Below are 26,690 nucleotides of genomic sequence, written 5' to 3'. Positions count from 1 at the left end.
GCTCGTTACATCATTGCGGTCGGAACGTGAAGGTGAGGTTGCGCTGGAAGACATCCTCGAAACCCTGGTACGGCAAGGGCTGCGAGCGGAGCACGGCGTTCTCGATCGACGCCTTGCCTGCCGCGTCGTAAGGACAGCTGGCATCGGCCTTGGCACTCAGTACCTGGCCACCGGGGATCTGCACGATGTGCACCGTACAGGGCGCCGCCGGGGTGTTGTCCGGACGCAGCCAGTTCGGGGTGACCGCGTTCTGGATCGCCGCGATGTAGGCCGCCTGCTTGCTGTTGTCCTTGCCGTTCTGGCCCGTCTGGGCCTTCTCGGCGAAGGGCAGGTCGTCGCGACCGTCGTCCTTGGCGTTCTGGAGGTCCTTCAGCTGTTGATCGGCCTGCTTCTTCTTCGTGTCGGCCTGCTTGGTCTGCGACTTCGCGGCATCGAGCTGCTTGAAGATCTCGTCGATCTCCTTCTGCTTTTCCTTTTTCTTCTGCTCCTGCTGCGCGTCCAGTTCGGCCTGCTGCTGGCGCTGCTTTTCTTCCTGGAGCTTCTTGGCGTCCTCGGCCTTCTGCACGGCGTCGTCGACGATTTTTTCCTGATCCTTGACGTCAGGCTGCTTCGGCGGCGGCGGCAGTGTCTTCACCACCGGCTTCTCGGGCTGCGGCGGCGGAGGCGTGGGCGGTGTGGGCGGCGGCGGCACGGTGTTGGGCACCGGCTTCTGCGAGTGCTTCGGCGGCGGCGCGCCCGTGGGACCGATGAGCGTGGCCTCGATGATCTGGCCCGGCAGCTGGATCGGCGCGGGACACTTCAGCGGATTCCATTCCGCAGGCAGCCCGATGGCCTCGGCCCACTTTTCGTAGTCCGAGCATGGGATCACCGCGAGGCCCAGGAAGGCCACGATGCCCAGGTGGAGAAGCGCGGCCAGGACGACCGCGCGGGGGGTACCGTTACGGTTTTCCATTCTGCGCGGACTGCGGCTGGCTCATCAGGCCGATCTTGGAGACGCCCGCTTCCTGGAGGATCGGGAGGATCGAATACACCTTGCCGTAGCCCACGCGCTGGTCGCCCGCGACCAGGACCTGGAGTTCGGGGTTGGCATCGTGGAACGCGGTGACCTTCTTGCGGAATTCATCCTCGCTGACCGGCTCGCGCTTGGTGCCATTGGCCGTCAGGTAGATCTGGCCGTTTTCGTCGACGGAAACGACGATCGGGTCCTTCTTGTCCTGGAGCGACTTGGCATTGGTCTGCGGCAGCTGGATGTCCACGCCGAGGTTCATCATCGGCGTGGTGACCATGAAGATGATCAACAGCACGAGCATCACGTCGATATACGGCACGACGTTGATCTCGGATTTGAGCTTCCGCTTCTGACGGCGGTAAGAAGTGCGCATTGCTTACGCTCCGGCTCAGGCCGCGTCGTCGGTATGGATCTGGCGCTGCAGCACCGAGGAGAATTCTTCCTGGAAGACCTCGTAGCGCGAGGCGATGCGCTCGACCTTGTTGGCGTAACGGTTGTAGGCCCACACGGCCGGGATGGCGGCGAACAGGCCCATGGCCGTGGCGATGAGCGCCTCGGAGATGTGCGGGGCCACCACGGCGATGGTGACGTCCTTCATTTCGCCCAGGCCCTGGAAGGCGCCCATGATGCCCCACACCGTGCCGAACAGGCCCACGTAGGGGCTGATCGAACCCACGTTGGCCAGGAATTCGAGGTTGGACTCCAGCTTGCCGATCTCGCGGGTGCCGGCCACGCGCATGGCGCGCTCGGCGCCTTCCATCACGCGGTTGGCATCGGTCACGCGGCGCTGGCGCTGGCGGGCGAACTCACGGAAGCCGGCTTCGAAGACGTTCTCCATGCCGCTCTGGCCTTCGCGGTTGCCCACTTCACGGAACAGGGCAGCGAGGTCGGCACCGGACCAGAAGCGGTCCTCGAAGGCTTCGGCATTGGTGTGAGCCTGCTTCAGCTGCGAGAACTTGCGGATGATGATCATCCACGACAGGAAGGAGAACCCCAGCAGGAGCAGCATGACCAGCTGCACGGGCAGGCTCGCTTCCGCGACAAGCTTGAAAATATTGAGTCCACCGTTCATCGCAAGAAGGCTCTCCGCCGGAATATCAAAGGCTTGGGTTGATTAGGAAAAGAAAGCAGGAAACAGTTCGGCCGGGATCTTCGCCGGGCGCATCGTGTCGAGGTTGACCATCGCGACGCGGACCTCGGCCTGGACCAGGAGGGTTTCCCCCCGGGCGACGCTCTGGCTGAACAGGATACTGGCAGACCGCGCCTCTTTGACGGCCACGCTTACAAGGAGTTCATCATCCAGACGGGCCGGGGCATGGAAATCCAGGTGCATGTGCTTGAGTACGAAGGCCAGGCCGGTGGATTCACGGATGGCGGACTGGTCGATCCCATGGGAGCGCAGCCATTCCGTCCGCGCCCGCTCGAAGTAGCGGACGTAGTTGGCGTGGTAGACGAGTCCGCCGGCATCGGTGTCTTCCCAGTAGATGCGGATGGGCCAGGTGAACTCGCTCATGAGTCGCCGGAGAACAGGTCGGGCATGGCGGACTGCTTCGGCGGGGGCGTGAGCCCCAGGTGGCGCCAGGCCTTGGCCGTGGCTGCACGGCCGCGGGCGGTCCGCACCAGGAAACCCTGCTGGATCAGGTAGGGCTCCACCACGTCTTCCAGGGTGCCGCGATCCTCGCTGAGGGCGGCGGCCAGGGATTCCACGCCGACGGGCCCGCCATCGAAACTCTCGATGATGGTACCCAGCAGGCGGCGGTCGAGGTCGTCGATGCCTTCGGCGTCGATCCGCAGCATGTCGGTGGCGGCCCGGGCCACGTCGCGGGTGATCCGGCCGTCGCCGCGTACTTCCGCGTAGTCGCGCACGCGACGCAGCAGGCGGTTGGCGATACGAGGGGTGCCACGCGAGCGGCGCGCGATTTCTTCCGCGCCTTCCACTTCGCAATCCACGCCGATGATGCGGGCCGCACGACGGACGATGGCCGCCAGTTCGTCCACGCTGTAGAACTCAAGGCGCTGGATGATGCCGAATCGGTCGCGCAGCGGGCCGGTGAGCATGCCCGCGCGGGTCGTGGCGCCGATGAGGGTGAAGGGCGGCAGGTCGAGCTTGATCGAACGGGCCGCAGGGCCCTCGCCAATCATGATGTCGATCTGGAAGTCTTCCATCGCCGGGTAGAGCACTTCCTCCACCACGGGCGACAGGCGGTGGATTTCGTCGACGAAGAGGACGTCATTGGCTTCGAGGTTGGTCAGCAGCGCGGCGAGATCGCCTGCGCGCTCGAGCACCGGGCCTGACGTGGAACGGACATTGACGCCCATTTCGTTCGCAATGACATGCGACAGCGTGGTCTTGCCCAGGCCGGGAGGCCCGAAGATCAACACGTGGTCGAGCGCCCCACCCCGTCGCCGTGCCGCCTCGATATAGATGGCCATCTGCTCGCGCACCGCCTTCTGGCCGAGGTATTCGGCAAGGCGCTTGGGGCGGATGCTGGCTTCCAACGCCTCGTCGTCCATGGCGGCGGCAGCGGAAATGATGCGATGGTCGGACATGTGCGCATTATGGCATGCCCCCGCAGCGGACAGCCCTCCGGCGATGCCACACCCCTGTAGGAGCGCGCCTGCGCGCGACCGTTTTTCGCGAAACCCATTACGCAGGCTGGTACGCCATCGCGAAAACCGGTCGCGCGCAAGGCGCGCTCCTACAGGTCAGCGTTTACCTGCGGCGCCTAGCGCCCGGGTTACCGCCAGCAACGCCTCCCGGTTGGCCTGTACCTGCTGATGGTCCAATGGCTGGAGGTCCAGGCGGTACACGGAGCGATCGGTCACCCAACCGAGAGAAAGACTGGTCATCCCATCGTCGGATCGCGACACCTTCAGCACCCCCGGATATCCATGAATATCAACGTTGATGGCTTCCTTCACCAGGGTGATGGATCCGCCGCTTTCCTTCAAGGTATGCATCAGGTCTTCAAGCAGATATCGGCACGGCCCGATGTTCCTTGCGAGGCGTCGCAGGAGCGGCATTCAGGGCGAGCCCTGATGCCCTTCACCGCTGTGGATAAGATGCTTGACGGGCCGAATTTCGAGTCTGGCTTTCGCAGTAGCGGTCGCGCGCGAGGCGCGCTCCTACAAGGGCGACGGCGGCATGTTGCGGGCTAAGAAAGCAAACCAGTTGCCGCGCACAGGGGCATTAGGGAACGTCGGGCGCCCCCAACATCGTCAGGCCACTCAATCACACACGCACCACCGGGCAGCGGCGACTGCACGGCTTTTGGACGTGGTCCTAATTTGTCGAGGCCCTTATGGGCGACACTTTAAGGAGTACGAATGAAAGCTCGAATATTTGCAGCGGCTGTTTTCGCTACAGCAGCGGCAGATGCTTCCGCGACCATCAAAGCACTCAGCCGTGCGAATTGCGTCGCTGGCGCCATCAATGAGTCAGTCACCTACGACCGACCACAGTTCAATAAGCATTGGATGACCACCTATAGCGCCCACACGGGGCTCGGGGCGGTTCACGGACATACGGTAGCGGCACGAAAAGCTTTTACCTGGCGATCCTATGCAGGAGATCAATTCGACAGGAATCGAAACACAGTAACCGGAACGCATCTATTCGTCGACGAACAAGGCTTGCACCGCTACACACAAACGATTGCCACCGATTGCAACCTGGGAGAATGGTGAGATGACAACCCGAAATCTAATGTACGCCTTGTCTGTCATCTATCTCTCCAGCTACGTACCCCCGGCTCACGCGCATGCCGTTGCAAGTTCCGGCATGTCGCTACCGACACTGTCCCGCTCACAGATTCAGGACGCGCATGACGAGGGGGTCGATCTGGGTAAAGTCAATCCGGCACCCGGGCTGCACATTGTTCCTTTGAGCGAATCCTGGAGCACGGCGGAGTACGCCGACATCGAGCGAAAACAGATCGCACAACAGCGCAGCCAAGGATTTTATTCGGCCGAGGTCAGCGAAGTCGCCAGCACCCGGGCGGCAATGAGATCGGCGTCTGAGCTTAGTCATGTGCCTCGACATGATCGGGCTTTTGCCTCCCTTGGAGATGTTAAAGATGATCTCCTGGTCGAACCGGTAGACCTGGGATCATCCGAACTATCGGCGGCGAGCTTGCTGGAGGTCCGCTTCGGCGGTAGCCACGTCCGTGGAAAGTGGACAGGGCTGGGGCGCAGCTTCGACGTCCCTGAACTTGGCGTCGTGATCCTCAATGAAACCGATCACGCTGCAGGAAAAGAGTCCGTCACCATGATCAAGGAATGGGTGAATATCGAGGTCAATGGCCAGCCGGGCACCGCCAGGACGGCCCGCGACGCCTCGGGACGTACTCTCGTAACCATCGGCTGGGCCAACGAGCGGAAGCTCTATTCATTGCAACTGCAGCCGCTTCATCCGGAGGCCCGCGCGGAGAATCAGGCGAGACTTCTCGATATCGCGCGCAAACTCGTCGAGAGCTGATGGTCTTTAGCAAGCCTTGATCGCTGACGATGGCTACCTTACAGCAGCCATCTATCGGCATCGATCAAATCTCGACCTGGGCGCCCAACTCGATCAGGCGATTACCCGGAATCTGGAAGAACGCCGTGGCCGGCATCGCGTTGCGTGCCAGGAAGGCGAACAGCTTGTCGCGCCACAGCGCCATGCCGGGGCGGCGGGCGTCGGCCACGATGTTTTCGCGGGACAGGAAGAACGTGGTGTCCATCATGTCGAAGTCGATGCCCAGGCTGCTGGCACGTTGCAGGGAAACGGGAATGTTCGGGTCTTCGGCAAAGCCGTAACGCAGCTGCAGGCCATAGAAGCCGCCGCCGTACTCGATGAGCTCCATGCGCTCGTCGTATTCCGCCACAGGCGTTTCCAGCATTTCCACGGTGAGCAGCACGTTGCGCTCATGCAGCACCTTGTTGTGCTTGAGGTTGTGCAGCATCGCGTGCGGCACGGAGTGCTGGTTGGCCGTGAGGAACACGGCCGTACCCGGCACGCGCAGCGGCGGATGGTCGGCGATGTTCTCGACGAACGGTGCCAGGGCCAGGCCCGACTGCTTGATCTCGCGTACCACGAGGTCGCGACCGCGACGCCAGGTGGTCATCACAGTGAAGATCACCACGCCAAGCACCAGCGGGAACCAGCCACCATGGGCGATCTTGAGCGCGTTGGCGCCGAAGAATGCCAGGTCCACGATGAGGAAAATGACGCCAACGGTGATCACGGCCGACCAGTGCCAGTTCCAGCGGCGCTTGGCGACCACCAGGGCCAGCAGGGTCGTCATGGTCATGGTGCCGGTCACGGCAATGCCGTAAGCCGCGCCGAGGTTGTTCGACGAACGGAAGCCCACCACCGCCAGCAGTACCAGCACCAGCAGCATGCGGTTGATCCACGGCACGAAGATCTGGCCGGACATCTCGCGCGAGGTGTGCACCACGGCCATGCGCGGCGAGTAGCCCAGCGACATGGCTTCGCGGGTCATCGAGAAGGCACCGGAAATCACGGCCTGCGAAGCAATCACCGCCGCCGCGGTCGCCAGGGCGATCATCGGATAGAGCAGCGACTCGGGCACGAGCTTATAGAACGGGTTTTCGATGGCCGACGGGTCGCTGAGCAGCAACGCGCCCTGACCGAAGTAGTTGATCAGCAGGGCCGGCAGTACAAAGAAGAACCATGCATAGCGGATGGGCTTCTTGCCGAAGTGGCCCATGTCGGCATACAGCGCCTCACCGCCGGTAAGCGCCAGCACCACGCCACCCAGGGCGATGAAGGCCTGTTTGCCGTGCTCCATGAAGAACTGCACGGCGTAGGTGGGATTCACCGCCCACAGCACCTGCGGATGCTGGATCACCTGGCGCAGGCCGAGTATGGCTACCACGATGAACCACACGCACATGACAGGCGCAAAGGCCTTGCCGACCAGGTTGGTGCCATGACGCTGGATGGCGAAGAGCGCCAGCAGGATCACAAGGCAGATGGGCAACACGTAGGTATCCAGCGATGGCGCAGCCACCTCGATACCTTCCACTGCGGACAGTACGGACATGGCGGGCGTGATGACGCCATCGCCATAGAACAGCGAGGCACCAAAAATACCGATGGCCGCCAGCACCCAGCGAGCGCGCGGCGAGCCACTGACACTGCGCTGGGCCAGCGCCATCAGCGCCATGATGCCGCCCTCGCCCTTGTTGTCCGCCCGCATCACGAAGGTGACGTACTTGAGCGAGATCACGATCAGCAGCGACCAGAAGATCAGCGACAGCACGCCGAGTACGGCCGCCGGCTGGGGCGTCATGCCGTGCGTGCCAAGGGTCTCCTTCATGGTGTACAGCGGGCTGGTGCCGATGTCGCCGAAGACGACGCCGATGGCACCAAGGGCGAGAGTCGCCAGCTTCTTGCCGTGCGCGTTGCGGAGTTCTTCGGCGTGAGTCATGCCCATGGGTATCAGCTTCCCAGCGCGGCGCGAAGCGCCTTGCGGATGATGGTTTCTGCGGTGTCGCCTTCGGCGCTCACCTTGGTGACGAGGCGCAGGGCCTCAGGCGGCTTGTAGCCGAGTTGCTGGAGCGCCACGGTGGCTTCGCCCGCCGGATCGAGCGGTGCGGCGCCGGCGGACGTGGACACGGGCAAGCGCACGCCTGTGGCATCCACGCGGTCGCGCAGCTCCACCACCATGCGTTCGGCCGTTTTCTTGCCGATGCCGGGGATCTTGGTCAGCGCCACCACGTCGCCCGTGTGCACCAGGCGCGACAGCTCATCGGTGGATACGCCGGAGAGCACGGCCAGCGCGATCTTTGCGCCGATGCCGCTCACCTTCAGCAGGTTGCGGAACATGGCCCGCTCGGCTTCGTGCATGAAGCCGTAAAGAGAAACGCCGTCTTCCTTCACCGCGTAATGGATGAGCAGGATCACTTCCTTGCCGGTGGCCGGCAGGTCGTAGATGGTCGACATCGGTGCATCGACGTCGTAACCCACGCCGCCCACTTCAACGAGGAGCGACGGAGGCTGCTTGCTTATCAGGGTGCCGCGCAAGCGACCGATCATCGGCGTCGTCTCCAGGCCGTGCGCGGGATACCCACGCGTTCAATGCTGGATCGGGTGTGCGCATGGGCGATGGCGATCGCCAGTGCGTCGGCGGCGTCCGCCTGCAACGGCCCCTTGAGGCCGAGGATCATCCCGATCATGTGCTGGACCTGGGTCTTGTCGGCGCGGCCGGTACCGACCACTGCCTGCTTCACCTCGGTCGCAGCATATTCGTGCACGACGATTCCCTGGCTGACCACGGCACAGATAGCCGCACCACGCGCCTGCCCCAGTTTCAGGGCGGAGTCGGCGTTGCGGGCCATGAACACGCGCTCGATCGCGGCTTCCGCCGGAACGTGCGTACCGATGATGGCGCAGAGTTCGTCAAAGATGCGTTTCAGGCGCAGCGGGAAGGTAGCCTCCCCGGCGACAGCCAGCGCGCCGTGCCAGACATGGCTCAGCGCGCCGTTGTCCGCCACGTCGATCACCCCGACGCCCGTGCGCTGGCTACCCGGATCGATACCTAGGATGCGGGTCATGACAGCGAGGGAAACGCGTGAACGACGTGGGGCCCGAAGGGCCTCACGCGTCCCCGGCTTCCGAGGGAAGCACGGCGTTGTGATAGACCTCGTCGACATCGTCGAGGCTGTCGAGGCGTTCGAGCAGCTTCTCGAACTGCTCGAGGGCCTCGCCCGTCGGGGTGACGAGAGGGCCGTTGGGGCGCATCACCACGTCGGAGCTTTCGACGTCGAACTTTGCTTCCGCAAGCGCCTTGCGCATGGCTTCCACCGCGACCGGGTCGGCCGCCAGCAGCACCGTGCCGATGCCGTTCTCTATGACGATATCTTCGGCGTTGTTCTCGATGGCGGCTTCTTCAAGCTTCGCCTCGACGTCGGCATCGCCACCGGTGTGTACCAGCACCTGGCCCACGCGGGTGAACTGGAAGGCCACCGAATTGGTGGTGCCCATGTTGCCGCCGAGCTTGTTCAGCGCCGCGCGCACGTCGGCGACGGTGCGGGTCTGGTTGTCAGTGACGCAGTCGATGATGAGCGCGGTGCCCGCCGGGCCGTAGCCCTCGTAGCGGATCTCGTGCATGTCGGCACCGCCGTCGGCACCCGAGCCGCGCTTGATGGCGCGCTCGATGGTGTCCTTGGTCATGTTGGCGGCCAGGGCCTTGTCCATGGCAGCGCGCAGGCGCGGGTTGCCATTGGGGTCGGGCACGCCGCCACGCGTGGCGATGGTGATTTCGCGGATCAGCTTCGTGAACACCTTGGCGCGCTTGGCGTCTTCGGCATTCTTGCGACCTTCGATGGACGGGCCTCTACCCATGGGCGTTTCCTGGAGTTACCGGACGGACAGGGGCGGGATTCTAGCGGAAGTGGGTTGCATGTAGGAGCGCGCCTGCGCGCGACCTGGGGGGCCTCGCGCTTTAAGACTGGCGAGCCCCTGGCCTGTTGCCCGGCCTTGGGTGGTCGCGCGCAAGGCGCGCTCCTACAAGGGAATGGGTGACCGGCGCCTGGGCGGTCGCGCGCGGGGCGCGCTCCTACGGGGGGTGGGGCTCGAAATGGCCGGCGCGGAGGAAAAAGGCTACCTGGCGGGCGACGTCGGCCGAAACGAGCATGCCCGTGTGGCTGGTTTCCAGCACGCAGTGATCGGCCAGGCCCGGCAGGCGGGTTTCCGCCACGCCAACGGTGCCGTCGTGCTCGTCGCCCAGCTCCCCTACGAAAGCGCCCAGGCCCATGGGCTGCCGGCCGGCGATCATGCCGACCTCGCGGCCGCCATCCCAGTGGTCCAGGCCGTGTTCCAGCAACTCGCGGGAGCGACCCAGGAGCATGTCGCCGCCCCAACGATGCGTGAGGCCGCGGGCCGCGCCGCTGCCGTTGAGTGGAGAACCCAGGCAGACGATGCGGCCGGTGGGCAGGTCGTCTTCACGGCAGGCCAGCAGGGCCAGGATGCCGCCGAGGCTGTGCCCCACCACGTGGACTGGCGCCGGTGCCAGGGCGCGGATGCGCTTGCGCAGCCGCGCGATGGCCTGTTCGGGCGGCGCGGCGACGCTCATGTATTCGAACTGGTGGACGCGAAAACCGTCGTCCTTAAGCCGCCGGTGGAGCATCGCCATGGCGAAGCCCCGCATCCACAGACCATGGAGAAGCAGGACATCGTCAGGCGGGGTGCTCATCGGCGGCTGGCCCGGATCAGGCCTTGGCCTCCGCCGCCACGCGGACGTGGAGCTCCTTCAGCTGTGGCTCGGAAACCGGCGACGGCGCGTCGGTCATCAGATCCTGCGCGCTGGTGGTCTTCGGGAAGGCGATGACGTCGCGGATCGACTCGGTGCCGGCCATGAGGGCGGCGATGCGGTCGATGCCGAAGGCCAGGCCGCCGTGGGGCGGCGCGCCCATGCGCAGGGCCTTGAGCAGGAAGCCGAACTTGCCCTCGGCCTCTTCCGCACCGATGCCCAGCAGTTCGAACACGGCGCTCTGCATTTCCGGACGATGGATACGGATGGAGCCGCCACCGATCTCGTTGCCGTTGAGCACCATGTCGTAGCCACGGCTCACCGCGACGGCGGCATTCGTGCGCAGGTCGGCGATGTCGTCGACCTTGGGTGCCGTGAACGGGTGGTGCAGCGCCACGTAGCGCTGCTCTTCGTCGTCGTACTCGAACATCGGGAAATCGGTGACCCACAGCGGCTTCCAGGTGTTTTCCACCAGGTCGCGATCACGGCCGACCTTCAGGCGCACGGCGCCCATGAAGTCGGTGACCGTCTTCCAGCGGCCTGCGCCGAAGAACACGATGTCGCCGTCGGCGGCACCGGAGAGCTTCAGTACCTGCTCCAGCGCGGGATCGTCGAGGAACTTGGCTACCGGCGAATTGATGCCCTCGCGGCCCTTGGCCAGGTCGTCGACCTTCAGCCAGGCGAGGCCCTTGGCGCCGTACCTGGCGGCGAATTCCGCCATGCCGTCGATCTCCTTGCGGGAGAGCGCGGCGCCACCCGGCACGCGCAGTGCGACGACGCGACCGGCGGGATCGTTCGCCGGTTCGGCGAACACCTTGAATTCGATGTGCTTCACCGCGTCGGCAATGTCGACCAGTTCCAGCGGATTGCGCAGGTCGGGCTTGTCGGAACCAAAGCGGCGCATGGCCTCCGCGTAGGTCATGCGGGGGAAGCTGGCGTCCAGCTCCACGCCACGCACCTCGCGGAACACGTGGCGGATCAGGTCTTCCACGAAGTCCTGCACGTCACGCTCTTCGACGAAGGCGAACTCGAGGTCGAGCTGGGTGAACTCCGGCTGGCGGTCGGCGCGGAGATCTTCGTCGCGGAAGCAACGGGCGATCTGGTAGTAGCGGTCGAAGCCCGCCATCATCAGGATCTGCTTGAACAGCTGCGGCGACTGCGGCAGCGCGTAGAACTGGCCCGGGTGCACGCGGCTGGGCACGAGGTAATCGCGCGCGCCTTCCGGCGTGGCCTTGGTGAGGATCGGGGTCTCGATGTCCTGGAAGCCGGCATCGTCGAGGTACCGGCGCAGGGCGCGGACCAGCGATGTACGCGTGCGCATCATGTGCTGCATTTCGGGGCGACGCAGGTCGAGGTAGCGGTAGGTCATCCGCATGTCCTCGTTGGGCGTCTCGTGCAGCGCGAACGGCAGGTCGCGCGCGGCATTGAGGATTTCGACCTTTTCGGCCACCAGCTCGACGGTGCCGGTCTTGAGCTTGTCGTTCACCGACAGGCGCTTGCGGATCTGGCCGGTGACCTTCACCACGTATTCGTAACCCAGCTCGCCGGCAACCGCGAAGGCATCCGCATTCTCACGTTCGATGACGACCTGGGCGATGCCGTGGTGGTCACGCAGATCGACGAAGGCCGTGTGGCTCTGCAGGCGGATGGTGTTCACCCAACCGCAGAGGGTGACGTCCTGGCCGATCAGCGACTCGTCGATGAGGCCGCAAAAATGGGTGCGCATGCGCTTGAAGCTCCGGCTACCGCGAAAGCGGTCTGTGGCATGGGAAAAGACCCCGGATCGTAGCACGATCCGGGGTCTTCCCTACCCTTGCCGGGCTCAGCGACCGCCTACGGAGAAGATGCCCCGACAGCCCTTGTCGACCCAGATACCGCTGCCATCCACGCCCCAGGTACGGCCTTCGTCACAGGGCGAATCGGAGTTCTGGCGCACCAGACGCACGCGGCCACGGGTGTCGATGTTGCAATGCCCCCAGCGACCGTTGCTGCTGCCGCAGTCGATGGTCTGCTGCGGACCACCCCAGGAGGGACGGTCGCCCCAGCCCGGAGGCGGCGGAGGCGGACGGTCGCCGCCCCAGCCCGGACGACCACCACCCCAGCCACCGCCAGCGTCGGCAAAGATGCCGCGGCAGCCGCGGTCCACCCAGATGCCGTCGCGATCCACGCCCCAGGTGCGGTCGCGGATGCAGGGAGAGTTCGAGTCCTGGCGGATCAGCCGGGCGTCACGCCACGGTACCGGGCAGCGGCCCGGACGGTTGTCGCTGCTGCCGCAATCGATGGTCCCGCCGTAGCGCTGTGCATGCGCCGGAAGGGACACCGCACTCATCGTCAACGCCATCGCCACCACGGCAAGGCCACCCAGTACAGCGCGCATACCCCACTCCTATCGTCGTTCAGATGGATCTTGGGACGTACGCTAGCGCAGGAATTTGCAACGCGGATTGAACGATTTCTTGCGCCAACATTGCGCCGTCAGGCGTCGGAGCCGCCCGACGGGGTGCTGCTGGTGCTGGCTGGCGCCGCTGGGGCACTGCCGGCCGCCGGTGCGCCGGAAGATCCTTCGACGAGATTGCGCTTCTTGTCGCCGTCTTTCTTGAAATCGGTCTCATACCAGCCGCCACCGGCCAGCCGGAACTGCGGCGCGCTGAGCATGCGGCCCACCCGTGGCTCGCCGCATTGCGGGCAGTTGGACGGGTCGGCGTCGGACATCTTCTGCAGGCGCTCGAAGCGGTGGCCGCAGGCCTGGCACTGGAATTCGTAGATGGGCATGAAAGGATTTCCGGCTATCTCAGCCGCGCATTATGGCCTGTAGGAGCGCGCCTTGCGCGCGAACGGGGTTTGCCGGGCATTCCGGTTTTACCGGTCGCGCGCAGGCGCGCTCCTACAGGGTGGGTCACGCCGCCTCGAAACGGAGGTGGTTGCCGTCCGAATCCACCCGGACCGTCTGGCCGGGTGAGAACTCGCCGCGCAGGATGCGCTGGGCCAGCGGGTTTTCCAGCTGCTGCTGGATCGCACGCTTGAGCGGCCGCGCGCCGTATACCGGATCGAAGCCGGCACTGCCCAGCAGGTCGAGCGCCGCGTCGGAGACATCCAGGCCCAGCTGGCGATCAGCCAGCCGCTTGCCCAGGTATTCCAGCTGGATGCGCGCGATGGAGCGGATCTGCTTCTTGTCCAGCGGACGGAACACCACGAGGTCGTCGAGACGGTTGATGAACTCCGGGCGGAAATGCGCCTGCACCACGCCCAGCACCGAGGCCTTCATCTGCATGTAGTCGGCTTCGCTGTCGCCGGCCTGCTCCTGGATGAGGTTGGAGCCGAGGTTCGACGTCATCACGATGACCGTGTTGCGGAAGTCCACCGTGCGGCCCTGGCCGTCCGTGAGGCGACCATCGTCCAGCACCTGCAACAGGATGTTGAACACATCCGGATGCGCCTTCTCCACCTCGTCGAGCAGGATCACGCTGTACGGACGACGACGCACCGCTTCGGTGAGGTAGCCGCCCTCTTCATAACCCACGTAACCGGGAGGTGCGCCCACGAGGCGGCTCACGGAGTGCTTCTCCATGAACTCGCTCATGTCGATGCGGACCATGGCGTCCTGCGTGTCGAAGAGAAAATCCGCCAGCGCCTTGCACAGTTCCGTCTTGCCCACGCCCGTGGGGCCCAGGAACAGGAACGAACCATACGGCCGGTTCGGATCGGACAGACCCGCGCGCGCACGACGGATCGCATCGGATACCGCACGCACGGCTTCTTCCTGGCCGACGACGCGATCATGCAGCGCATCTTCCATGTGCAGTAGTTTTTCGCGCTCGCCTTCGAGCATCTTCGCCACGGGGATGCCCGTCCAGCGGGCTACCACCTCGGCGATCTCCTCGGCGGTGACGCGATCCTGTAATAGCGTGAAGTCCTGCTTTTCTGCCTTCTGTGCGGCAGCGAGCTGGGTTTCCAGCGCGGGCAGCCGGCCGTACTGGATCTCGCTCATCGCACCGTAATCCTGGCGACGCTGCGCGCCTTCCAGTTCCAGGCGGGCCTGTTCGATCTGCTCCTTGATCTTGGTGGCGCCTTGCAGGGTGGCCTTTTCGGACTTCCACACCTCGTTGAGGTCGGAGAACTCGCGATCCAGCTTGTCGATATCGTTTTCCAGCGTGGCCAGGCGCTGCTTCGATTCGTCGTCCTGCTCTTTCTTCAGCATCTCGCGCTGGATCTTGAGTTGGATAAGACGACGCTCCAGGCGATCGAGTTCTTCCGGCTTGGAATCGATTTCCATGCGGATGCGCGAAGCCGCTTCGTCCATCAGGTCGATGGCCTTGTCGGGCAGCTGGCGGTCCGGGATATAGCGTGAGGAAAGCGTGGCCGCGGCGACGATGGCCGGATCGGTGATCTCCACCCCGTGATGCACCGCATAGCGTTCCTTGAGACCACGCAGGATCGCAATGGTGTCTTCCACGCTGGGCTCACCGACGAACACTTTCTGGAAGCGTCGTTCCAGTGCCGCGTCCTTTTCGACGTACTTGCGGTACTCGTCGAGCGTAGTGGCGCCGATGCAATGCAGTTCGCCACGCGCCAGCGCAGGCTTCAGCATGTTGCCGGCATCCATCGCACCGTCGGCCTTGCCGGCGCCGACCATCGTGTGCAGCTCGTCGATGAAGAGGATCACGCGACCTTCCTGCTTGGACAGGTCGTTCAGCACGCCCTTCAGGCGCTCCTCGAACTCGCCACGGAACTTCGCACCCGCGATGAGCGCGCCCATGTCGAGCGACAGCACGCGCTTGTCGCGTAGCCCTTCGGGCACTTCGCCATTGACGATGCGCTGTGCAAGGCCTTCGACGATGGCGGTCTTGCCCACGCCCGGCTCGCCGATCAGCACCGGATTGTTCTTGGTACGACGCTGAAGCACCTGGATCGTGCGGCGGATTTCCTCGTCGCGCCCGATCACCGGATCGAGCTTGCCGCTCTCGGCGCGCTCGGTGAGGTCGATGGTGTATTTCTCCAGGGCCTGGCGCTGTTCCTCGGCATTTTCCGACTGCACCTTTTCGCCGCCGCGCAGCTTGTCGATGGCGGCCTCCAGGCGCTCCTTCGTGGCACCGGCGGCTTTCAGCGCACCGCCCAGTTCGCTGCGGTCTTCCAGCGCCGCCAGCACGAACAGCTCACTGGCGATGAACTGGTCGCCGCGCTGCTGGGCCAGCTTGTCGGTGAGATTGAGCACGCGGCTCAGGTCGTTGCCGATATTGATGTTGCCTTCCTGCCCGCTCACGCGCGGCAGCCGTTCCAGGATCTCGCCCACGCGCTGGCGGAAGGCCGGCACGTTCACCTGGGCCTGCGTGAGCAACGGGCCGGTCGAGCCCCCCTGCTGGTCGAGCAGGGCCGCCATGACATGCACCGGTTCGAGCATGTTGTTGTCGCGGCCCACGGCCAGCGACTGCGCGTCGGCCAGCGCCTGCTGGAAACGCGAGGTAAGTCTGTCCATTCGCATCGTATGGTTTCTCCCAAAGGTTCTGGCGTGCCCCGGGGCCCTCCCCCGCGACCGCCTCTGCCGTCACAGATGCGGGTGAGATCCTGCGGCTTCAACGGTGCACGGGGTGTCTTTGGCAGCGCTTTTTTCACGTCCGTACAGGCATCCTCGACCGGTTGCCTCGCCCCGGAGTCCCCGTGACAGCCTCCCGCGACATCCTGCCCCGCCCACCGCTCGACCTGCTCGCCCCCGACTGCGCCCTGTTCCTGGACGCCGACGGCACCTTGCTTGCCTTCGCCGACGATCCCGACAAGGTGGCCCCGGCCACCGGCCTCATGGCGACGCTGGACGCCTTGCACGATACCCTCGGCGGCGCCCTCGCGCTGGTCAGCGGCCGGGCCATCGACGGCCTGGATCGCATCTTTGATCGCCCCCGCTGGGCCGCTGCCGGCCAGCACGGACTGGAACGGCGCAATGTTTCCGGCCACACCCGCACCATGCCCGTGGATCGTGACGAACTGGCGAAACTGCGCGCGGCGGCGCATGCCATGGCCCGCGAGTTGCCCGGGGTACGGGTCGAGGACAAGAGCTGGTCGGTGGCGCTGCATTGCCGCGAGCACCCCGGGTACGAAGACGAACTACGACGCAGGGCTCCCGTGCTGGTCGCGGCCTTTCCCGGCTTCGAACTGCAACCAGGTAGCCATGTCTATGAGTTCAAGCCGCGGGGCATGGACAAGGGCGTGGCCGTGGCCGCCTTCCTCGATGAACCGCCTTTTCGCGGACGCACGCCCATCTACCTGGGCGACGACCTCACCGACGAACACGCGTTTGCCGTCGTCCTGGCGCGCGCAGGCCATGCGATACGCGTGGGTGACCGCACACCGTCATGCGCGACGTTCACATTGTCTAGCCCGGCCGATGTTCAGGATTGGCTGGATGACGTGAACAAACGACTGAAGCGAGGAGCCGCAACCGCAAGATGAGCCGACTAGTCGTCATATCGAATCGCGTGGCGCTGCCCAAGCAGACGCAAACCGGCGGCCTGGCCTCCGCGATGAATGCCGCCCTGCAGGAAATGGGCGGCCTGTGGTTCGGCTGGAGCGGCAACCTCGCTGCCGAAACCGGCAAGGAATTGCACGAAGTCGAGGATGGCCACATCAGCTATGCCACCATCGACATGTCCAAGGCGGATCATGACGACTACTACAGTGGCTTCGCCAACCGCGCCCTGTGGCCCCTGTTCCATTATCGCGGCGACCTGGTGGACTATCGCCGCGATCACCTCGAGGGCTACCTGAGGGTCAATCGCATCTTCGCCAAGCGCGTGGCGAAGCTGCTGAAGAAGGACGACATCGTCTGGGTGCACGATTACCACCTGATTCCGCTGGCAGCGATGCTGCGCGAGCTGGGGGTGGAGAACCGCATCGGTTTCTTCCTGCATACGCCGCTTCCGGCGGCGGGGTTGCTTATTACGCTGCCGCGCCATCGCGAACTGCTCGAATCGCTGGCGTCGTACGATCTTGTCGGCCTGCACACGCAGCGTGACCTGCGTGCGCTCGAGGATTATTTCCTGCACGAACTCGGTGCTGCGATGCGCACCGGCGGCCGTATCCGTGCAGCGAACGGGCGGATTTTCCGTGCCGGTGTCTTTCCCATCAGCATCGATACGGCCGAGGCGGTAGAGCTGGCGCATCGTGCGGAGGACAGTGGCGCGGTGTCGAAGCTGAAGGCGTCGCTCGATGATCGATCGCTGATCATCGGTGTGGACCGGCTGGATTATTCGAAGGGGCTTCCGGAGCGGTTCGAAGGCTTCGCGCGCCTGCTGCGCGATCACAAGGACATGCGCGGTCGTGTGTCGTTGTTGCAGATTGCGCCGCCGTCGCGCTCCGACGTACCCGAATACCGTTCACTTCGCCGGGAGCTGGAACGCAGTGCGGGCCATATCAACGGCCAGTATGCCGAGCCGGACTGGGCACCGATCCGCTACGTCAACAAGTCGTTCGCCCATAAGGTGCTGGCGGGGTATTTCCGTGTCGCCAAGGTGGGGCTGGTCACGCCGCTGCGCGATGGCATGAACCTGGTCGCCAAGGAATACGTGGCCTGCCAGGATCCGCAAGATCCCGGCGTGCTCGTGCTGTCGCGTTTTGCCGGTGCCGCGCAGGAGCTGGACGCCGCGCTGCTGGTGAACCCTTCCGACCTGGATGAGGTATCGGACGCCTTGCATCGTGCGCTGGACATGCCGCTGAAGGAACGCCGGATGCGCTGGCAGTCGATGATGGACGTGCTGGAGCGCAATGACATCACCGCATGGCGCAATGCGTTTCTGCATGCCTTGATGGAGCCGCCCAAGGTGAAGCCGGAGATCTACGTGCCCTCACCGGTCATGTCACCGCCCGGAGGGCCGGCCGCGCATTGAAAGCCGATGGGGCGCTCTCGCTGTACTGGTGAACCGGAGCGCTGGGTTCCTGTTTTCACAGGAACGACGGACAGGCAGGTGGCGGTAATCCCAACCTCAGCCCACGGGTAGGCAGGTGGCGGCAATCCCACCCGAAGCTGACGGGTAGGCAGGTGACGGCAATCCCACCCGAAGCCGTCGTTCCAGCGAAAGCTGGAACCTAGCGCGATGCAATCGGGTGTCGCGACGACATACCCTACGTAAAACCGTTAAAGCGCCCTCACCCTGTCGGTGAACCGGGGCGCTGGGTTCCTGTTTTCACAGGAACGACGGGTGGGCAGGTGGCGGCAATCCCACCCGAAGCCGTCGTTCCAGCGAAAGCTGGAACCTAGCGCGATGCAATCGGCTGTCGCGACGAAATACCCTACGTAAAACCGTTGAAGCGTCCTCCCCCTGCCGGCAAACCGGGGCGCTGGGTACCTGTTTGCACAGGAACGACGGGCTGGGTCATCAACGCGACGAAGGGTTTGTCCAGATCAGGGAGGCGAACCGGCCGCTTTTTGCGCCGTCGCGACGATACGAATAAAGCCTGTCGTCCGTGCGGGTATCGAAACCGCCCCCCGACACATGTCTGACGCCGACCGAGGAAAGCCTCAGTCGCGCCAGTTGATAGATATCGCAGAGCCAGTGTCCCGGCCGGTTCGCCACGAAGGCTGAGGACGCGCGGGCATCGGTATCCACGAAGGCAGCCCTCACTTCCTCGCCGACTTCGAACGAAGCCTGCCCGATAGCCGGCCCCAGCCAGGCCTGGATATCCGTGCCGCCCATCTGCTCCACGGTGCGCTCCAGCACACCGGCCGCCAGCCCACGCCAGCCCGCGTGGGCTGCACCGATCGTCTGCCCGTCAGCGGAAACGAACAGGGCAGGCAGACAGTCTGCCGTGAGAATCGCCAGCACGCGGCCCGGACCACGAGCCACGGCGGCATCGGCCTCCGGTTCGAAGCCGCCGCCATCGCCTTCCGCCACGGCGGTGCCATGGACCTGGCGCAGCCACAGCGGATCCGATGGCAATGCCAGGGCATCCCTCAGTGCCGACCGGTTGGCCAGCACCGTGGACGGCTCGTCGCCTGAACGCAGGCCCAGGTTGAGCCGGTCGTAAGGCGCCTCGGACATCCCGGGCCCCAGCCGCGTCGAAACGGCCGCGCCCACGCTCGCGGGCGCGTTCCAGTGCGGGACGATCCACTCGTGGGGCACGCTGTCAGTCCTCGATGGGGTTCAGCACCGTATCGGCACGCAGGGCCTCGATCAGTTCCTCCTGGTCGGCCGGACGGGGCGAGTTGAACTCCAGGTATTCACCGGTGATCGGGTGCTCGAAGGCCAGCTTCTCGGCGTGCAGTGCCTGGCGGCGGAAGCCACGCAGGGCGTCGATCAGTTCCTGGCTGGCGCCACGCGGAAGGCGCAGGCCGTTGCCGTAGAGCTGGTCGCCCACCAGCGGATGGCCGATATGGGCCATGTGGACGCGGATCTGGTGGGTACGCCCGGTCTCCAGATTGCACTGGATGACGCTATGGGCACGAAAACGCTCACGGACCCTGTAGTGCGTGACCGCTTCCTTGCCGCCCATTTCCACATCGCGAACGCCCTGCTTCAGGCGATCGTGCTGGTGGCGGCCGATAGCCTCGTCCACCGTGCCGCCGGCCACCATCGTGCCCAGCACCACGGCCTCGTACTGCCGATGGACGTCATGGCGAGACAGCATGCCCACCAGCGCCGTCTGCGCCGCGATGGACTTGGCCACCACCATGAGGCCGGCGGTGTCCTTGTCCAGACGATGGACGATGCCCGCTCGGGGCAGTTCGGCCAGGCTCGGCGCATGGTGCAGCAGCGCGTTCAGCATGGTGCCCGCCGGATTGCCGGCACCGGGGTGGACCACCAGCCCCACGGGCTTGTCGACCACCATCAGGTCATCGTCCTCATGGACGATGTTCAGGGCGATGTCCTCCGGCTGGGCGTCTACCTCGGGGGCCAGCTCGGCCTCCAGCACCACCGTTTCGCCGCCCCGCAGCAGGTGCCGGGGAGCCACGGGGGCCCCGTCCAGCAACACTTTGCCCTCCTTGACCCACGCCGTGAGCCTGGATCGGGAATAATCGGGGAACATCTCGGCCAGTGACTGGTCGAAACGCCGTCCGGCCGCCGTCAGGGGCACCGTGGCTTCGTGTCGTAACGTCCTCATAGGCCCTCACCCGGCCGGGGGCCGGTTTCGGCTATCATGCCCATTCGCTCAAGCATCCGAACTCTCTCAATGCGTGCAACCAAGATCATCATTTTGCTCGTCCTCGCCCTGTCGATGAGCGCCTGCTCGATGTTCCGCAGCAAGAAGGAAACGATCGACACCATGCCGGTCGACCGGCTGTACGCCACTGCCCACGATTCGCTAGAGCACTCTGACTACGCCGCCGCGACCAAGGCCTACCAGCGCCTGATCGCCCGCTTCCCGTCTGGTGACATCAACGAGCAGTCTCAGATTGAGCTCGCCTACGCGCAGTACAAGGACAACAAGCCGGACGACGCGTACTCGACGATCAACCGCTTCATCAAGACGTTTCCGACCCATAAGCATGCAGATTATGCCTACTATCTGCGGGGTCTGATCAATTTTGATCGCACGAGCGGCTTCATCGAGCGCTATTTCCAGCGCGGGGAGAGCGCCGCGACCCGTCGCGACCAGGGCTACAACCTCACGGCCTTCGACGATTTCAGCCAGCTGACCCGCCGTTATCCGAACAGCTCGTACGCCACGGACGCCCGCCAGCGCATGATCTTCCTGCGCAACCAGCTGGCCCGCTTCGAGATCAACGTGGCCGAGTACTACCTGCGGACCAAGTCGTACATCGCCTCGGCCAACCGCTCGCAGTACGTGATCGAGCACTACCAGCAGTCGCCGGAAACGGCCGACGCCCTGGCGATCCTCACCCGCAGCTACCTCGCGCTCGATCGCAAGCCGCTGGCCGACCAGACCCGCTCGGTGCTGGCCCTGAACTACCCGGACCACCCGTATCTCACCGATCCGACCTGGCCGCACCACCCTTCGACGTGGCGCAAGGCGATCCCGTTCTCGGGTCACCATTGATCCAAAAAAAGCCGGCGAAAGCCGGCTTTTTTATGCTCACTGCAAAATCATCGATGGAACGACAACCTCCCGCTCGTCGTTCCTGTGAAAACAGGAACCCAGCGCCTCGGTTTCCCAGCATGGCAAGGGCCGCTGTATCGGCTTTGGCGTAGGTAATTCCCTCGCGACAACCCACTGCCCCGCGCTGGGTTCCAGCGTTCGCTGGAACGACGGCAGGCGGGGAAGGTCGCCCCAAAGCCCTTGCAGAAGCGCGTCGGCGCGCGACCGGGTCAGCGCCAGCCTGAGGTGATTGGGTAGCGCCGTTCGCGGCCGAAGGCCTTGGTGGTGACGCGCGGTCCCGGAGCCGCCTGGCGGCGCTTGAACTCGTTGACGAAGACCATGCGGATGACCCGGCGCACGGTGGCATCGTCGTAACCGGCCGCGATGATGTCCTCGGCCGAGGCCTCGCCCTCGATGAACATCTCGAGGATGGCATCGAGCTCGTCATAGGGCGGCAGGGAATCCTGGTCCACCTGGTCGTGACGCAGCTCGGCCGACGGCGGACGATCGATCACCACCTCGGGAATGGCGCCGTCGATGGCCGCGCGCCAGCGCGACAGGCGGTAGACCACGGTCTTGTAGAGATCCTTCAGCGGCGCATAGGCGCCGCACATGTCGCCGTAGAGCGTGGCGTAGCCCACCGCCATCTCGCTCTTGTTGCCGGTGGACAGCAGCAGGCGGCCGGTCTTGTTCGACATGGCCATCAGCAGCACGCCGCGCGTGCGCGATTGCAGGTTTTCCTCCGTGATGTCCGGGTCGCGACCGGCAAATACCGGAGCCAGCGCGCCGGTGAACGCCTCATAGATGCCTTCGATCGGCAGCACGTGGTATTCGACACCCAGGTGCTCCGCCTGGGCCTTGGCCTCGCGCAGCGACAGGTCGGAGGTGTATTCGGTGGGCATCATCACCGCCGTGACCTTGTCCTTGCCCAGCGCATCGACCGCGATGGCGAGGGTCAAGGCGGAGTCGATACCGCCCGACAGGCCCAGGAGCACGCCGGAAAAGTGGTTCTTGCCCACGTAGTCGCGCACGCCACGGACGAGGCCGGCATACATGATGGCTTCGGCGTCGCGCGTATCCGTGGCCGGCCAGTCGACGGCCGTGAGGCGGCGCGTGTCGCTGTCGTATTCGACGGTGAGCAGCATTTCCTCAAACGACGGCGCCCGCGCGACGATCTCGCCATCGGGCTGCACCAGCAGCGAATGTCCGTCGAAAAGCAGGTCGTCCTGGCCGCCCACGAGGTTCACGTAGGCAATGGCCACACCGTTGTCGGTGGCACGCTGGCGCAGCAGCGCCTCGCGGGTTGCGGCCTGGCGATGATCGTAGGGCGATGCGTTGATGACCAGGATCAGCTCGGCACCGGCCTGCGCCGCATGAGCGGCCGGCTCGGCCTCCCAGATGTCTTCGCACACCAGCATGCCCACGCGCACGCCTTCGATGGTGAAGACACGGGTCGCTTCGCCATGACGGAAGTAGCGCTTCTCGTCGAACACCGTGTAATTGGGCAGCGCCTGCTTGTGATACGTCCATTCGACCTTGCCTTCGCGGATGAGCGAGGCGGCGTTGAACACCTCACCCCGTGTGTCCGGGTGGCCGACGACGGCTGATATGCCGTTGATGCCCGGCGCCAGGGTTTGCAGCTCGCGCGTGCAGGCTTCGAGGAAGCTGGGGCGCTGGAGCAGGTCTTCGGGCGGATAGCCGGACAGGGTGAGTTCGGGAAAGGCGACCAGCGAGGCGCCGAGGCGATCGCGTGCCTCCTCGGCCAGGGCCTTGACCTTCAGTGCGTTGCCGGCGGTGGCGCCGACCGGGAAATCGTACTGGGCCAGGGCGAAACGAAGGGTGGACATGGAGAATCCGTACGGTCTCGGGGATCGCGCCATGATACTCCCGTCGCGCCCCGGGACTATTCCACCGGTACGTCCATGGCAGCCTGCGAGGCCGCCGCCGGCAGGGTGTAATGCCACCATTCCGCGGCGTAGTTCACGAAGCCATGAGCCGACATCGCCCGCAGCAGCCGTTGCCGGTTGGCCCGCTGTGCCGGCGTGATGCCCGGGGCATCGGTATGTGCACGCGGATCGAAGAAGTCGAACGGCGTACCCATGTCCAGCGGCGTGCAGTGGCCGGCCTCGCAGCGCATGAGGGTCAGGTCCATCGTGGCGCCCTTGCTGTGACCCGATACCGGCGCGATGTATTCGCCGAGCAGCTGGCGCTTGTCGAGTGCCGGGTAGTGCGCTGCCTTCGTGCGACCGTCCTCGGGCTCACCTGCCCAGCGCACGAAAGCCGCCACCGCCCGTGCGGGGCGATAGCAGTCCCAGAGTTTCAGGCGGTAGCCCTGGCGGCGCAGGTCCGCTTCCGCCGAAGCCAGCGCCTTCGCCGCGGCGGTACGAAGGAGGCATTTGGGTGCACGGTAGCCATCGATCACTGCACCGGTGAAATTGTCGCTGCCTGCGTAGCGGATGTCTTCGGCGATATCGGGGACGAGGGTGCGGATATCGGTGAGGCCGGCATCTGGCGCATCGGTTGGCGAATGGGCCGCCACCGGAAGGCTAGCTGTCAGGAAAAGGCATGCGGCACCGATGAGGTGCACGTGTTTCGTGGCCGTGTGCGGCGAAACCGGGAATGTGTCTGCGAAGCGCATCGGTGGGCCTGTGCAGCCGGAGGCGTGCCGGGGACGCTACGTCATTCGTTTCTTGTCGGCAATGTGGCGGGATGGGGTGTCGTGGGACGGGTGCGATAGATGCGTGGCGGTCGCGCGCGAGGCGCGCTCCTACAGTCGGGGCCGGAGGGGGTATGCTGGGGGCGTGGCCACATCCCGGGAGGGGCGCGTGATCCAGTCGGTATGGCCTTATCTGGCCGTCATGCTGCTCGCAGCGGGCTTCTGGCCCGCCATCGAACGTCGCTACGGCTGGAAGGTGTTCAACGTCCTTCCGCCCATCGTGCTCACCTATCTCACCGTCACCGCGCTGTCCGTCGCCGGGCTATGGAGCACGTCGCCCGAGATACATGGCGCGCAGGACATGCTGGTCGCACGACTGGTGCCCGCCCTGCTCTTCCTGCTGATGATCAACTGCGACCTGCGGGCGATCTTCGCGCTGGGTCCGCGCGTGCTCGGTGTCTTCGCATGCACATCGGTAAGCCTGTTCATCGCCTTCGTTACCGCGTACCTGCTGTTCCGCCACTGGATGCCAGGCGATGGCTGGATGCCGCTGGCATCGCTGTCCGGGAGCTGGGTCGGCGGCACGGCAAACATGATTGCGGTAAAGCAGGCCATTGGCATGTCCGATGCTGCGCTTGCCACGACCCTGCTCACCGATGCGCTGTGTTATTCGATGTGGGTGGTGGTGCTGTTTGCCGTGGCGCGACTGGCCCCCGCCTTCAACCGCTGGACGCGTGCCACGTCCAGCGCAGGCCTCGTGGTAGCCGATACCGCACCGCGCGCACCCGCCACAGGGGATAGCGTGCTGCTGTGGCTGGGACTGGCCCTGGGGGTGGCCGCGCTGTCTTCGCTGATGGGCGCACGGTTGCCTGTCGGCAGCATGATTTCGGCCACGACATGGACCATTCTCATCGCTACGATTGCCGGCCTGGTGGCCGCACATACGCCGCTGACCCGGCTTCCTGGCGCGCAAGCGATCTCAAGCGCCTTGCTTATTTCCGTCGTGGCGGTGCTCGCCTCGCAAAGCAGTTTTGCCGGCATCGCTGCCGCGCCGCTTTATCTCCTTTGCGGCGTCACGGTCATCGTGCTTCACGCGATCCTGCTGTGCCTCTTCGCGCGATTGTTCCATTTCGACCTGTATCTTTGCGGCATCTCGTCACTGGCCCACATCGGCGGCGTGGCAGCAACGCCGGTACTTGCCGCCACTTATTCGCGCTCGCTGGTACCGGTGGGCATCCTGCTGGCCTTGCTGGGATATATCCTTGGCACGGGCTTTGGCCTCGTCGTCGCCTCCGTGCTTTCGTCACTGGCCTCGTGACAGGGATCGGGACATGAATCTCATCATGCGTCGCACACTATTTGCCGTTGCACTCGCCGTCGCAGGCGCCCTGCCTGCCTATGCAACCGATGCCGCCATACCGCCCTCGGGCGTTCCCGGCATCGGTGAGGCCCAACTGACACCGGGTTTCTGGATCGGCACACTGGGCCGTCCGGACGATGTCATCCTGGATAGCACGGCCATTGCCGCCTTGAACGAACGCATCGTCCGGCTCGACCCTTCCATGCACGACATCCGGCATCTGTCGCCCACGCTGCCGCGGGCAACCGTGAGCGGCTGGATAGCAAAGCTCACGAAGCGCCCGGACAAACCGTTGTTCGACAGCGTCGGCAAGCCTGTCACGGCCAGCGCTATCGATGACATCCTCGCCAACGCGGCGCTGGACCACATCCCCGAAACCACAACGCCTCGCTATGGCATGGCGATACGACGCACGGCACTGCGGGGCTACCCTACCGACCTTCGTGTCTTCAGCCACCCTGACGACACGGATATCGATCGCTTCCAGGAAAGCGCGCTCTTTCCAGGAGATCCGCTCGTCATCGTGCATACCAGTCGCGACGGACTATGGCATTTCGTGGTGAGCCCCCGTTATGCAGCCTGGGTGCACGCCGCGGATACCGCGACGGGAACGTCGACCGACGTCTTTGCCCATGCAGACGCCACCCCATACCGCATAGTGACCGGCGCCAAGCCACGCACGGTTTACACGCCCGACATGCCCGCCCTGTCCGAGCTTCAGCTCGACATGGGTACGCGTGTTCCGCTGGATACGAAGGCACCGGCCGACCAGCCTGTGAACGGCCAGAGCCCCTACACATCCTGGGTGCTCAGCCTTCCTGTACGCGCCGCCGATGGTTCGCTGTCGTTTCACCCCGCGCTGCTTCAACGCAACGAAGACTCGGCGCCGGATTATCTCCCGCTGACCCGCGCCAACATCGTGCGCCAGGCTTTCCGCTTCCTCGGCGAGCGTTACGGCTGGGGCCATGCCTTCAATGGTCGCGATTGCAGCGGGTTCGTTTCCGATGTCTATCGCAGCATGGGTGTGCAGATGCCCCGCAATACCGGGGACCAGAGCATCAGCCCCGGCCTGGACCACACTGTGTATACCGACAAGGATTCCCGTGAGGCGCGAAGCAAGGCCATCGCCGCACTGGACGTCGGCGACCTGGTCTATATCCCCGGCCACGTCATGATGGTGATCGGCCGGATCAACGGCGAGCCCTATGTGATCCACGACGTCGGCGGCATCGCCTACCGGCAGGCCGATGGAACCATGCGCGGCATCACGTTGAATGAAGTTGCTGTGACACCGCTGCTGCCCTTGATGTTCAACGATACCCAGAGCTTCGTCGACCGCATGACAAGCATCGTGCGCATCCGGCCGGCAGCGCACTGACGGCTCAC

Annotated in this window: 26 protein-coding genes; 7 read left to right on the top strand and 19 right to left on the bottom strand. The window is 64.8% G+C overall.

What is annotated here, in order from left to right:
• Positions 1-10: 10 nt before the first annotated feature.
• From HBF25_RS08440 to HBF25_RS08415, 6 genes are all read right to left on the bottom strand, one after another.
• Positions 11-952, bottom strand: a complete 942-nt coding sequence (locus HBF25_RS08440) for a cell envelope integrity TolA family protein (protein WP_166947429.1) — start codon at positions 950-952, stop codon at positions 11-13.
• On the bottom strand, positions 939-1,382 hold the full coding sequence (gene tolR / locus HBF25_RS08435; RefSeq protein ID WP_166947428.1) for a protein TolR: 444 nt from the start codon (positions 1,380-1,382) through the stop codon (positions 939-941). The genes HBF25_RS08440 and tolR overlap by 14 nt, the downstream gene beginning before the upstream one ends.
• 15 nt (positions 1,383-1,397) lie before the next feature.
• Positions 1,398-2,081 (bottom strand): protein TolQ, encoded by a 684-nt coding sequence (gene tolQ / locus HBF25_RS08430; protein WP_166947427.1) that lies wholly within the window; start codon positions 2,079-2,081, stop codon positions 1,398-1,400.
• A gap of 42 nt (positions 2,082-2,123) precedes the next feature.
• On the bottom strand, positions 2,124-2,522 hold the full coding sequence (gene ybgC, locus HBF25_RS08425; RefSeq protein WP_166947426.1) for a tol-pal system-associated acyl-CoA thioesterase: 399 nt from the start codon (positions 2,520-2,522) through the stop codon (positions 2,124-2,126).
• Positions 2,519-3,559, bottom strand: coding sequence for a Holliday junction branch migration DNA helicase RuvB (gene ruvB / locus HBF25_RS08420; RefSeq protein ID WP_166947425.1), 1,041 nt, complete (start codon positions 3,557-3,559; stop codon positions 2,519-2,521). The genes ybgC and ruvB overlap by 4 nt, the downstream gene beginning before the upstream one ends.
• Positions 3,560-3,715: 156 nt before the next feature.
• Positions 3,716-3,970: a hypothetical protein gene (locus HBF25_RS08415; protein WP_166947424.1), complete on the bottom strand. Its 255-nt coding sequence runs from the start codon at positions 3,968-3,970 to the stop codon at positions 3,716-3,718.
• Positions 3,971-4,336: 366 nt separating this feature from the next.
• Between HBF25_RS08415 and HBF25_RS08410 the strand changes: the two genes are divergently transcribed.
• A complete protein-coding gene (locus HBF25_RS08410) occupies positions 4,337-4,696 on the top strand; it encodes a hypothetical protein (protein WP_166947423.1) in 360 nt (119 codons plus the stop codon).
• 19 nt (positions 4,697-4,715) lie between these two features.
• Positions 4,716-5,486 carry a hypothetical protein gene (locus tag HBF25_RS08405; RefSeq protein ID WP_166947422.1) on the top strand — a complete coding sequence of 257 codons (771 nt, stop codon included), beginning with the start codon at positions 4,716-4,718 and terminating at the stop codon, positions 5,484-5,486.
• A 64-nt stretch (positions 5,487-5,550) separates the two neighbouring features.
• Here HBF25_RS08405 and HBF25_RS08400 read toward each other — a convergent pair whose 3' ends face one another.
• From HBF25_RS08400 to clpB, 9 genes are all read right to left on the bottom strand, one after another.
• Positions 5,551-7,449, bottom strand: coding sequence for a potassium transporter Kup (locus HBF25_RS08400; RefSeq protein ID WP_166947421.1), 1,899 nt, complete (start codon positions 7,447-7,449; stop codon positions 5,551-5,553).
• A 5-nt stretch (positions 7,450-7,454) separates the two neighbouring features.
• Positions 7,455-8,051: a Holliday junction branch migration protein RuvA gene (gene ruvA / locus HBF25_RS08395; protein WP_166947420.1), complete on the bottom strand. Its 597-nt coding sequence runs from the start codon at positions 8,049-8,051 to the stop codon at positions 7,455-7,457.
• Entirely contained in the window at positions 8,048-8,569 is a 522-nt protein-coding gene (ruvC, locus tag HBF25_RS08390; RefSeq protein WP_166947419.1) for a crossover junction endodeoxyribonuclease RuvC, read from the bottom strand. The genes ruvA and ruvC overlap by 4 nt, the downstream gene beginning before the upstream one ends.
• 43 nt (positions 8,570-8,612) lie before the next feature.
• On the bottom strand, positions 8,613-9,359 hold the full coding sequence (locus tag HBF25_RS08385; protein ID WP_166947418.1) for a YebC/PmpR family DNA-binding transcriptional regulator: 747 nt from the start codon (positions 9,357-9,359) through the stop codon (positions 8,613-8,615).
• Positions 9,360-9,573: 214 nt separating this feature from the next.
• Positions 9,574-10,209 carry an esterase/lipase family protein gene (locus HBF25_RS08380; protein WP_166947417.1) on the bottom strand — a complete coding sequence of 212 codons (636 nt, stop codon included), beginning with the start codon at positions 10,207-10,209 and terminating at the stop codon, positions 9,574-9,576.
• A gap of 16 nt (positions 10,210-10,225) precedes the next feature.
• A complete protein-coding gene (gene aspS / locus HBF25_RS08375) occupies positions 10,226-11,992 on the bottom strand; it encodes an aspartate--tRNA ligase (RefSeq protein WP_166947416.1) in 1,767 nt (588 codons plus the stop codon).
• 96 nt (positions 11,993-12,088) lie between these two features.
• Positions 12,089-12,643, bottom strand: a complete 555-nt coding sequence (locus HBF25_RS08370) for a DUF3011 domain-containing protein (RefSeq protein WP_243853136.1) — start codon at positions 12,641-12,643, stop codon at positions 12,089-12,091.
• A 98-nt stretch (positions 12,644-12,741) separates the two neighbouring features.
• Positions 12,742-13,038: an FmdB family zinc ribbon protein gene (locus HBF25_RS08365; RefSeq protein WP_166947415.1), complete on the bottom strand. Its 297-nt coding sequence runs from the start codon at positions 13,036-13,038 to the stop codon at positions 12,742-12,744.
• 124 nt (positions 13,039-13,162) lie between these two features.
• Complete coding sequence (clpB, locus tag HBF25_RS08360) at positions 13,163-15,745, bottom strand: ATP-dependent chaperone ClpB (protein WP_208392489.1); 2,583 nt, start codon at positions 15,743-15,745, stop codon at positions 13,163-13,165.
• 176 nt (positions 15,746-15,921) lie between these two features.
• On the opposite strand from clpB, the gene otsB reads away from it, so the two are divergent.
• Both otsB and otsA read left to right on the top strand, forming a co-directional pair.
• Entirely contained in the window at positions 15,922-16,707 is a 786-nt protein-coding gene (gene otsB, locus HBF25_RS08355) for a trehalose-phosphatase (RefSeq protein ID WP_166947413.1), read from the top strand.
• Complete coding sequence (gene otsA / locus HBF25_RS08350) at positions 16,704-18,140, top strand: alpha,alpha-trehalose-phosphate synthase (UDP-forming) (protein ID WP_166947412.1); 1,437 nt, start codon at positions 16,704-16,706, stop codon at positions 18,138-18,140. The genes otsB and otsA overlap by 4 nt, the downstream gene beginning before the upstream one ends.
• Positions 18,141-18,629: 489 nt before the next feature.
• Here the strand turns inward: otsA and pgeF are convergent, their stop codons facing one another.
• Together pgeF and rluD are read right to left on the bottom strand one after the other, a co-directional pair.
• Positions 18,630-19,373, bottom strand: a complete 744-nt coding sequence (pgeF, locus tag HBF25_RS08345) for a peptidoglycan editing factor PgeF (protein WP_166947411.1) — start codon at positions 19,371-19,373, stop codon at positions 18,630-18,632.
• Positions 19,374-19,377: 4 nt separating this feature from the next.
• The gene (gene rluD, locus HBF25_RS08340) at positions 19,378-20,352 is read right to left on the bottom strand and encodes a 23S rRNA pseudouridine(1911/1915/1917) synthase RluD (RefSeq protein WP_166947410.1); all 975 of its coding nucleotides are present in this window, start codon (positions 20,350-20,352) and stop codon (positions 19,378-19,380) included.
• A 69-nt stretch (positions 20,353-20,421) separates the two neighbouring features.
• Between rluD and HBF25_RS08335 the strand changes: the two genes are divergently transcribed.
• Positions 20,422-21,249, top strand: a complete 828-nt coding sequence (locus HBF25_RS08335) for an outer membrane protein assembly factor BamD (RefSeq protein WP_166947409.1) — start codon at positions 20,422-20,424, stop codon at positions 21,247-21,249.
• Between the two features lie 269 nt (positions 21,250-21,518).
• On the opposite strand, the gene HBF25_RS08330 is transcribed toward HBF25_RS08335, so the two are convergent.
• Both HBF25_RS08330 and HBF25_RS08325 read right to left on the bottom strand, forming a co-directional pair.
• On the bottom strand, positions 21,519-23,135 hold the full coding sequence (locus HBF25_RS08330) for an NAD+ synthase (protein WP_166947408.1): 1,617 nt from the start codon (positions 23,133-23,135) through the stop codon (positions 21,519-21,521).
• 56 nt (positions 23,136-23,191) lie between these two features.
• Entirely contained in the window at positions 23,192-23,827 is a 636-nt protein-coding gene (locus tag HBF25_RS08325) for a M15 family metallopeptidase (protein ID WP_341778061.1), read from the bottom strand.
• Between the two features lie 286 nt (positions 23,828-24,113).
• Here HBF25_RS08325 and HBF25_RS08320 point away from each other — a divergent pair, with 286 nt between their 5' ends.
• Both HBF25_RS08320 and HBF25_RS08315 read left to right on the top strand, forming a co-directional pair.
• The gene (locus tag HBF25_RS08320) at positions 24,114-25,262 is read left to right on the top strand and encodes a DUF819 family protein (RefSeq protein ID WP_166947406.1); all 1,149 of its coding nucleotides are present in this window, start codon (positions 24,114-24,116) and stop codon (positions 25,260-25,262) included.
• A gap of 13 nt (positions 25,263-25,275) precedes the next feature.
• Positions 25,276-26,682, top strand: a complete 1,407-nt coding sequence (locus HBF25_RS08315; RefSeq protein ID WP_243853135.1) for a C40 family peptidase — start codon at positions 25,276-25,278, stop codon at positions 26,680-26,682.
• Positions 26,683-26,690: the final 8 nt, after the last annotated feature.

Source organism: Luteibacter anthropi, assembly GCF_011759365.1.
GTDB classification, from domain to species: domain Bacteria; phylum Pseudomonadota; class Gammaproteobacteria; order Xanthomonadales; family Rhodanobacteraceae; genus Luteibacter; species Luteibacter anthropi.
The sequence above is the reverse complement of the archived record's forward strand: the minus strand, read 5'-3'. Positions and strand labels throughout refer to the sequence as shown.

Bases quoted from the DNA above. Each gene is read 5' to 3' on its own strand.
- otsA (WP_166947412.1), top strand. From the start codon at position 16,704: ATGAGCCGACTAGTCGTCATATCGAATCGCGTGGCGCTGCCCAAGCAG.
- tolQ (WP_166947427.1), bottom strand. From the start codon at position 2,081: ATGAACGGTGGACTCAATATTTTCAAGCTTGTCGCGGAAGCGAGCCTG.
- HBF25_RS08330 (WP_166947408.1), bottom strand. From the start codon at position 23,135: ATGTCCACCCTTCGTTTCGCCCTGGCCCAGTACGATTTCCCGGTCGGC.
- HBF25_RS08365 (WP_166947415.1), bottom strand. From the start codon at position 13,038: ATGCCCATCTACGAATTCCAGTGCCAGGCCTGCGGCCACCGCTTCGAG.
- HBF25_RS08415 (WP_166947424.1), bottom strand. From the start codon at position 3,970: ATGCATACCTTGAAGGAAAGCGGCGGATCCATCACCCTGGTGAAGGAA.
- rluD (WP_166947410.1), bottom strand. From the start codon at position 20,352: ATGAGGACGTTACGACACGAAGCCACGGTGCCCCTGACGGCGGCCGGA.
- HBF25_RS08410 (WP_166947423.1), top strand. From the start codon at position 4,337: ATGAAAGCTCGAATATTTGCAGCGGCTGTTTTCGCTACAGCAGCGGCA.
- ybgC (WP_166947426.1), bottom strand. From the start codon at position 2,522: ATGAGCGAGTTCACCTGGCCCATCCGCATCTACTGGGAAGACACCGAT.
- clpB (WP_208392489.1), bottom strand. From the start codon at position 15,745: ATGCGAATGGACAGACTTACCTCGCGTTTCCAGCAGGCGCTGGCCGAC.
- ruvA (WP_166947420.1), bottom strand. From the start codon at position 8,051: ATGATCGGTCGCTTGCGCGGCACCCTGATAAGCAAGCAGCCTCCGTCG.
- ruvB (WP_166947425.1), bottom strand. From the start codon at position 3,559: ATGTCCGACCATCGCATCATTTCCGCTGCCGCCGCCATGGACGACGAG.
- tolR (WP_166947428.1), bottom strand. From the start codon at position 1,382: ATGCGCACTTCTTACCGCCGTCAGAAGCGGAAGCTCAAATCCGAGATC.
- aspS (WP_166947416.1), bottom strand. From the start codon at position 11,992: ATGCGCACCCATTTTTGCGGCCTCATCGACGAGTCGCTGATCGGCCAG.
- HBF25_RS08370 (WP_243853136.1), bottom strand. From the start codon at position 12,643: ATGCGCGCTGTACTGGGTGGCCTTGCCGTGGTGGCGATGGCGTTGACG.
- HBF25_RS08315 (WP_243853135.1), top strand. From the start codon at position 25,276: ATGAATCTCATCATGCGTCGCACACTATTTGCCGTTGCACTCGCCGTC.
- HBF25_RS08400 (WP_166947421.1), bottom strand. From the start codon at position 7,449: ATGGGCATGACTCACGCCGAAGAACTCCGCAACGCGCACGGCAAGAAG.
- HBF25_RS08440 (WP_166947429.1), bottom strand. From the start codon at position 952: ATGGAAAACCGTAACGGTACCCCCCGCGCGGTCGTCCTGGCCGCGCTT.
- ruvC (WP_166947419.1), bottom strand. From the start codon at position 8,569: ATGACCCGCATCCTAGGTATCGATCCGGGTAGCCAGCGCACGGGCGTC.
- HBF25_RS08385 (WP_166947418.1), bottom strand. From the start codon at position 9,359: ATGGGTAGAGGCCCGTCCATCGAAGGTCGCAAGAATGCCGAAGACGCC.
- HBF25_RS08380 (WP_166947417.1), bottom strand. From the start codon at position 10,209: ATGAGCACCCCGCCTGACGATGTCCTGCTTCTCCATGGTCTGTGGATG.
- HBF25_RS08405 (WP_166947422.1), top strand. From the start codon at position 4,716: ATGTACGCCTTGTCTGTCATCTATCTCTCCAGCTACGTACCCCCGGCT.
- HBF25_RS08335 (WP_166947409.1), top strand. From the start codon at position 20,422: ATGCGTGCAACCAAGATCATCATTTTGCTCGTCCTCGCCCTGTCGATG.